We start from the raw sequence: 6,273 nt of genomic DNA, 5'->3' as shown, positions 1-6,273 counted from the left end.
GATCGCGTACCCTCCATCCCAAAAAGGGGACTTGCCCTGACCAGCCGGATACAGTCCTTCACCGACCCGCGCATTCCGCTGGCGGCGGGCCTCTCCATGCTGGCGGCGGTCCTGCACGGTGGGGTGACCGGCGCGCACTTCACCGAGTGGTTCGGGTACGGCCTGTTCTTCCTGGTGGCGACAGCCACGCAGTTCGTCTGGGGCGGCTTCCTGCTGCTGCGTTACTTCGAGACGAAAGCGGCGCAAAGTGACCCTTTCCCCCGCGTGGGGAGCAGCCGGCTGGAGGTGCCGTATTACTGGGCTGGCGTGCTTGGAAACCTGCTGATCGCCGGGATGTACTTCGTCACCCGCACGGTCGGGATTCCTTTTTTCGGACCAGAGGCGGGTGAGATTGAGCGATGGGACGCCTTTGGGCTGATCACCACCTCCCTGGAACTGCTGCTCGTGGCGCTGCTGCTGGTGATGATCACCGAGAGGCGGCATCAGCAGACCTGACCGGGTGAGCCTGACCGGGCTGCCAGCGACCCCAGGACCGCACTCTCGTCGCTGCCAATGTTCCCAGTCCTCGACCTGGAGGCCCGCGGTGGCCGCCACTTCACGGCCAGACGCCGCACCGGCCTCGTCTATCGCCTGCACGTTGGCGTCGTGGACGGGGAAAAGAGAAAGCACGTCCGGTTGGGCGGCATGGTTGTGCGGGGGTTGCTCGGCAAGGTACAGGAGGTCCACCCGCGACGGAAAGTCCGCAAAGATAAATTGCCGCCGGGCGTGCTGATCGGGAAGACTGCGGCCGTCGTGGGGAGGTGAGGCGAAGCCCAGCCCCGTGGGAGGAACAAGGGGTGCAGCCGATCAGGTCAGGCCACTTGCGCCCGTGGGCACGACGAAGTGCTCATCCCTCCTCATTCCAGCCCTTCCTCGTAATGCACGCCGCCCAGGGCGTTGTTCAGGCCCTCCGCCAGGGTCGGGTGGATGTGGATCATGTCCTGCAAGTCGGTGTACCGCGCACCAAGCTGCATCGCCGTCACGAACTCATGCACCAGTTCCGCTCCCTCGGCCATCAGCACCGCCGCACCCAGGATGCGGTCAGTCGCTGCGTCCGCCACCACCTTGATCATTCCGCGTGTCTCCCCGAGGGCCCGCGCTTTGGCGACCTTGCGCGCCTCGTACGTCCCGATCTTCAGCTTGAACCCCGCCCCCCGTGCCGCGCGTTCGGAAAGTCCCACTCGCCCGAGCTGGGGGTCGGTGAACACTGCCCACGGCACCACCCGGTCCCGGATGCTCAGGTCCTGCCCCTTGACGACGTTCTGGTAGATGATCCGCGCGTCATCCCGCGCGGTGTGCGTGAACATCGGCCCGCCCCGCACGTCCCCCAGCGCCCAGACGCCGGGCGCGGTCGTCTCCAGCCGGTCGTTGATCCTGATGAAGCCGTGCTCGTCGAGGTCCACGCCGGTGTGCTCCAGACCGAGCCCATCCGTGTTCGGCACGCGCCCTGCGGCGATCATCAGGTGCGTTCCCGTGTAGGTACGGTCCTCGCCGTCCACCCTGGCCGTGACCCGCATCTGCCCCTCGCTGCCCGCCACCCGCCCCACCCGGGCCTTCACGACGACCTCGATGCCCTCGGCCTCCAGTGCCTCCCTCAGCGCCGCCGTGATGTCTTCGTCCTCGCTCGCCAGCAGCTGCGGCGCGCTTTGCAACACCGTGACACGGCTGCCGAAGCGGCGGTACATCTGTGCGAACTCCACCCCGATGTACCCACCGCCGACGATCACCAGGTGCGGGGGAACCTCGCGGAGTTCCATCGCCGTGGTGGAGTCGAGGAAGGGCACGCTCTCCAGGCCCTCGATCACAGGCACCCGGTTGCGCGTTCCGACCGCGATGAAGACCCGCTCCGCGCTGATCTCCTCCCCGTCCACCTCTAGGCGGCGCTCCCCAACGGACCGCGCGTTCCCACGAATCAGGGTGAGGTTCTTGTTCTGCGCGACGTTCCGCTCGGACCCGGCGCGGATGCTGCGCACGAGGTCGTCCTTGCGGTCCACCACCCGCCCGAGATGCACGCGCACCTCGCCGGTCTCCACGCCCCACTGCTCGCTCAGGTAAGCCAGGTGCGCGACCCGGGCGCTGGCGATCATCGTCTTGGTGGGAATGCAGCCCCGGTTCAGGCACGTCCCGCCGAGTTCCGCGCGTTCTATCAGGGCAGTGCGCAGGCCCTTGTACGCGAGGCGGTGCGCAAGGGGCACGCCGGCCATCCCACCGCCCAGCACGATGGCGTCGTAGTGCGTACCCGTCCCTGTGCTTGGGGCCACCCCTTGGGCCTTCTGCGGGGCGTCACTGGAAGGATCGCTGGGGCGGGCGATGGACTCGAACGTCGCCTGGTCGCGGGTGTCCTCAATCTTGTTCACGTCGGGTTGAGTGCGGTCGTTCGTCTGGTCCGGCATGTTGACCTCCTGGGGAGGGGGAAGAGAGCGGCTGTGGCTCGTGTCCGGCGAGCTTTGGTGCTCAGGGGTGAAGAACCCACGCCACAGGCGCGGTCACGACGAGGAGCAGGCACCTGGCAGCAGTCCTCGTGCCTCCCAGCCCCGGGAGTGGCGGCGCTGGCCTGGTGCCTTAGGAGGCGCTGGCCGAGCCACAGGGCGAACACGAAGTACCCGGTGGCGAGGGCCAGGACGAGCGGCATGTTCCGGCTGAGGACGCCCGCCACTGCACCGCTGCCGAGGCCACCGGCCACCACGGTGAGCAGGACGGGCAGGTGACAGGGGCACAGCAGGAGCGCGCTGCCGAGCAGCAGGTCCGCGCGCAGGTGGCTCACCGGCTTCCTCAGCAGCATCCGGTACGCCCTTTCTCAGCGGGGGTCTGGAGGGCGGCCAGGGTGCGGTTCACGTTCCCCAGGCAGCAGCTTCCCTGGGGGTTATTGACCTCGCACCCGCAGCGTCCGGCCTGGATATGGGCCTGGACCGACTGGGGGATGACTCCGGCACGTCCCTCCCGGGCGGCGTGCTCCAGGTCAGCACGGGTGTGGCCGAAGCAGTAACAGACGGGGGTAGTGCCGCGTCCGTCCTTCTGGAGGACGGGCACCTTCACCTCCGCCTGCCGGTAGGTCCGGGAGGCACTGAAGTACACGACGTCGCAGGCGGCGTCCGGGCAGAAGCGGTGCGCCTCGCTGGGATCGAGGACGGCGAGCGCCGCTGGGGTCAGCAGGGCCTTGAGGGTGACGAGCTTCACGGCCCTGCCCGTGGTGCCACAGGCGGGACAGGTGGTCACCGCGACCGGCGTGGTCGGAGCGCAGCAATCAGGGGTGGTCATGCCCCGAGGCTAGGGTCTCCCGCCAACGGGAGAGTCAAGCCCTGGGCGTGTCTTCCAGGTAGACACATCCTGCGGAATCGCAGGCCGGGTCGGGGTGTTCCTCCGCCCACGTCACCCTGGCCTGCAACTGCGCTTCGAGCGCCTGGAGTTGCGCGATCTGCGCCCGCACCGTTTTCAGGTGTGCGTCGAGGTCAGCCTTGACGTGCGCGCAGGGTTTCTGACCGTCCTGACGGGCCAGGAGAATCCGGCGGATCTCGTCGAGGGTGAATCCGGCGGCCTGCGCGGAGCGGATGAAACGGACCTGCTCGGCGGCCTCGGGCGGGTAGTGTCGGTACCCGCTGGGGCGGCGCTCCACCGTCAGCAGGCCGAAGTCCGTCCAGTAGCGCAGCGCCTTGACGCTCTCACCAGTCAAGGTGGCGAGTTGACCGATGGGCATGTCAGAGCGGTCCGTCATGCCCTGATCCTGACCGATCCGTGGGGAGTGATGGTGACGCGGCGGGGCAGGTAGGCCAGACCGGAGTGAAAAACGCTTCAAGTTTCCCGCAGTCATTCGGGTGAGCAAGTCCGAGGTCGTGTGGATGAACCACACGCGCTCGGCGCTCCCGGGCCGTCCACTTGATTGGGGAGCCCGAGGTGGGTTCAGGAATGCGGGCCTTGATGGTCTCGCCGGTCTGGTGGGCGAGACGCTCCCTGGAGCGCTCGTCCGGCAGGGTCATCCCAGGGGTATAAGGGCGCTTGGGCGCGGACGTGGGGTGGCGGCTCCCGTCGGCCAAGTCGAGGCGAAGCAGGCGATGGAGCTAGGCACCGGGCGCCGGGACCTCTCGCGGCGCAGCTCCCCAGGCTACCCACACGGCCAGACCCGCCAGGAGGGCCAGCAAGGTCAGCGACCACCCGTACCCACCCGAGACGGTGTAGAGCCAGCCCACGCCCAGCGGCGTGAACGCCTGGGCGAGGTTCACGGGCCTCGCCATGCGCCCGTTCGCCGTGCCAAAGTCCTCTGGACGGTACTGCCGGGCCAGCAGTTCCGCCCGTGCCAGGGTGAGAGCACCGCTCGCCATCCCGAAGAGGACGATGCCGCTGATGGTCAGGGGCGCAGCCGCCGGGAAGTGCAGCAGGAGCGCCCCGAGGCCCAGCACGGCGAACAGCAGCAGGGTCAGCGGCAGGGCGCCCAGCCGCCCAAGCAGGGGCACGAACAGCACCCTTCCGGGGAGGGCGGCGAGCCCGGCCAGTCCCGTCAGCCCGGCGGCGAGCGCCGGGGGATACTCAGTGGCGAGCAGCAGCGGGGCCAGTTGTAACCCCACTCCGACGGTCACGATCCGGGCGAGGGTGAAGGCCAGGGTCAGCCGGACGAAGGCGCGGTCCGGGGTGAAGGGAGGCTGCACGGTTCCGGGGGCTGCTCCCCGGTGCTTCGGCAGCACCCGCCAGGCCAGGAGGCCGACCGCGAGCAGCAGCGCCGCGAGCCCGAGCAGCGCCCCGCGCAGGCCGCCGGTCAGCAGGGCCGTGGTGAGCGGGACAAAGATCGTGCTCGCCAGCCCGGCCACCAGCGTGATGGTCAGGGTGGCCCGGGTGCGCTCAGCTCCACTGACCCGCTGCCCCAGGACGGTGAACACGGCCTCGTAGAAGGTCAGGGCCATCGCCGCGCCTGCCAGCAGCCAGCCGAGTACGAACAGGAGATAGCTGGAAGCAGCAGCCAGCCACACCAATGCCAGTCCCCCCAACATCGCGCCGCCGCCGACCAGCACCCGGCCCCCATGCTCATCAAGGAGGCGGCCCACCGTCGGGGCGATCAGGGCCGTGACCAGCAGCGCCAGAGTGAAGGCCAGGCTGGTCTGCGTGCGCGTCCACCCCCATTCATGCTCGGCGGCGACGGCGAGGAGAGGCTGCGCGTAGTACAGGGCACCGTAGCTGACCGTCGTGAGGACGGCCAGCGTCCAAACAAGGGGATGCTGGCCGTGAGCAGAATCCGGCATCAGCCGAGCGTGATCAGGTCAGCCGTCACCGGGCCACAGCAACCACTCTCGGGCGCACACCCCCCAGTGGCTTCTGCTGCCACGGGTTGACCGCAGGCGTCGGCAGCTTTGCACTGCACACCCGGCGTCCGCAGGTGAACGATGACGCGTTCCGCCTGGGGTTCGACGTGCGTGACGTGATACTGCATCGCAGGTGTGGAGTTGTTGCCGTACTCGAAGCGCACCTCGGCCTCCCCGCGCACCGGGACATGCTTCGCCACCCGGTCATAGATGGCGAGGAACTTGCGGGTGGTCATGAACCCGGCCTGCGCCTCCTGGGCAGTACCATCCATAAGCTGAATAACTGTCTCGCGCCAGGCATTCGCTCTTCCGCCGCAGTCCATCGCCGCGATAGTCACGGCCTTGACCTCGGTGACGTGGTAGCCGGGGCCGACCAGCAGCTCGCCGTGCAGCCAGAACTCCAGAGGCCGCTGGGGCTGAACGCGCAGCGCGCGGAGCAGGGTGAGGGTGGAGGTTTGGTCCGCGAGGCCGGGGATCGTCTGGGTCATGGTCATTTCCTTATCTAAGTTCTTCGATGCGTGAGGGCAAAAAATCAGCAGGTGGGGCAAGGGGTGTTGGAAGTGGACAGGGACACGGCCTTCGCCTGCCGGGGCAACTGGACATTTGCCTGCCGGGCAAGCTGAACGCGGCGCTGCTGTTCGGCATCGCGGAGCAGGTCCCGGTGGTGTTCGAAGGCGAGGGTCTCGGTGGCGATGAAGTTCATACGGCCTCCTTCTGCCGCTGCGGCGCTGCGGCCAGCAGGGCGTCGAGTGCGGTGCGGGCGATCAGCAGGCCCCGGGCACTCAGGGTGTAGTACGTCCACTTGCCGCGCTTCTCGGCTTCGACCAGGCCCGCGTCCACCAGGATTTTCATATGGTGGCTGGTGGTGGGCTGGCTGAGGCCCAGGACTTCCTGGACATCGCAGGTGCAGACGCCCTGTCCGGTGGAGCAGCATGCCGTGTCCGCC

General features: G+C 68.3%; 9 protein-coding genes (1 of these 9 running past the window's edge). 1 reads left to right on the top strand and 8 read right to left on the bottom strand.

Annotated features, from left to right (window positions below):
• The coding region (locus tag DEIPH_RS20320; protein ID WP_200868196.1) for a hypothetical protein at nucleotides 1-495 on the top strand (495 nt) is incomplete at its 5' end.
• Nucleotides 496-896: 401 nt separating this feature from the next.
• Here the strand turns inward: DEIPH_RS20320 and DEIPH_RS18495 are convergent.
• The 8 genes from DEIPH_RS18495 to DEIPH_RS18465 form a co-directional block, all read right to left on the bottom strand.
• Nucleotides 897-2,432 (bottom strand): mercuric reductase, encoded by a 1,536-nt coding sequence (locus DEIPH_RS18495; RefSeq protein WP_081791003.1) that lies wholly within the window; start codon nucleotides 2,430-2,432, stop codon nucleotides 897-899.
• Nucleotides 2,393-2,821: a hypothetical protein gene (locus DEIPH_RS18490; RefSeq protein ID WP_034361063.1), complete on the bottom strand. Its 429-nt coding sequence runs from the start codon at nucleotides 2,819-2,821 to the stop codon at nucleotides 2,393-2,395. The genes DEIPH_RS18495 and DEIPH_RS18490 overlap by 40 nt, the downstream gene beginning before the upstream one ends.
• Nucleotides 2,812-3,297, bottom strand: a complete 486-nt coding sequence (locus DEIPH_RS18485; RefSeq protein ID WP_034361061.1) for a putative iron-sulfur cluster-binding metallochaperone — start codon at nucleotides 3,295-3,297, stop codon at nucleotides 2,812-2,814. Before DEIPH_RS18485 ends, DEIPH_RS18490 begins: the two co-directional genes overlap by 10 nt.
• Before the next feature lie 34 nt (nucleotides 3,298-3,331).
• On the bottom strand, nucleotides 3,332-3,751 hold the full coding sequence (locus DEIPH_RS18480; protein WP_051517530.1) for a MerR family DNA-binding protein: 420 nt from the start codon (nucleotides 3,749-3,751) through the stop codon (nucleotides 3,332-3,334).
• Nucleotides 3,752-4,094: 343 nt separating this feature from the next.
• A complete protein-coding gene (locus tag DEIPH_RS18475) occupies nucleotides 4,095-5,267 on the bottom strand; it encodes an MFS transporter (protein WP_051517529.1) in 1,173 nt (390 codons plus the stop codon).
• A complete protein-coding gene (locus DEIPH_RS18470; RefSeq protein WP_051517533.1) occupies nucleotides 5,267-5,815 on the bottom strand; it encodes a DUF6428 family protein in 549 nt (182 codons plus the stop codon). The genes DEIPH_RS18475 and DEIPH_RS18470 overlap by 1 nt, the downstream gene beginning before the upstream one ends.
• A gap of 44 nt (nucleotides 5,816-5,859) precedes the next feature.
• Entirely contained in the window at nucleotides 5,860-6,030 is a 171-nt protein-coding gene (locus DEIPH_RS20315) for a hypothetical protein (RefSeq protein ID WP_161636101.1), read from the bottom strand.
• Nucleotides 6,027-6,273: the 3' portion of an ArsR/SmtB family transcription factor gene (locus DEIPH_RS18465; protein ID WP_034361059.1), read on the bottom strand. Its footprint extends 80 nt past the window's final position; only the last 247 of its 327 coding nucleotides appear in the window; the start codon falls outside the window, past its right edge; its stop codon occupies nucleotides 6,027-6,029. Before DEIPH_RS18465 ends, DEIPH_RS20315 begins: the two co-directional genes overlap by 4 nt.

The organism is Deinococcus phoenicis (assembly GCF_000599865.1).
Lineage (GTDB): Bacteria > Deinococcota > Deinococci > Deinococcales > Deinococcaceae > Deinococcus > Deinococcus phoenicis.
Note: the sequence above shows the minus strand (reverse complement) of the source record. Positions and strands in the feature narration are given on the sequence as shown.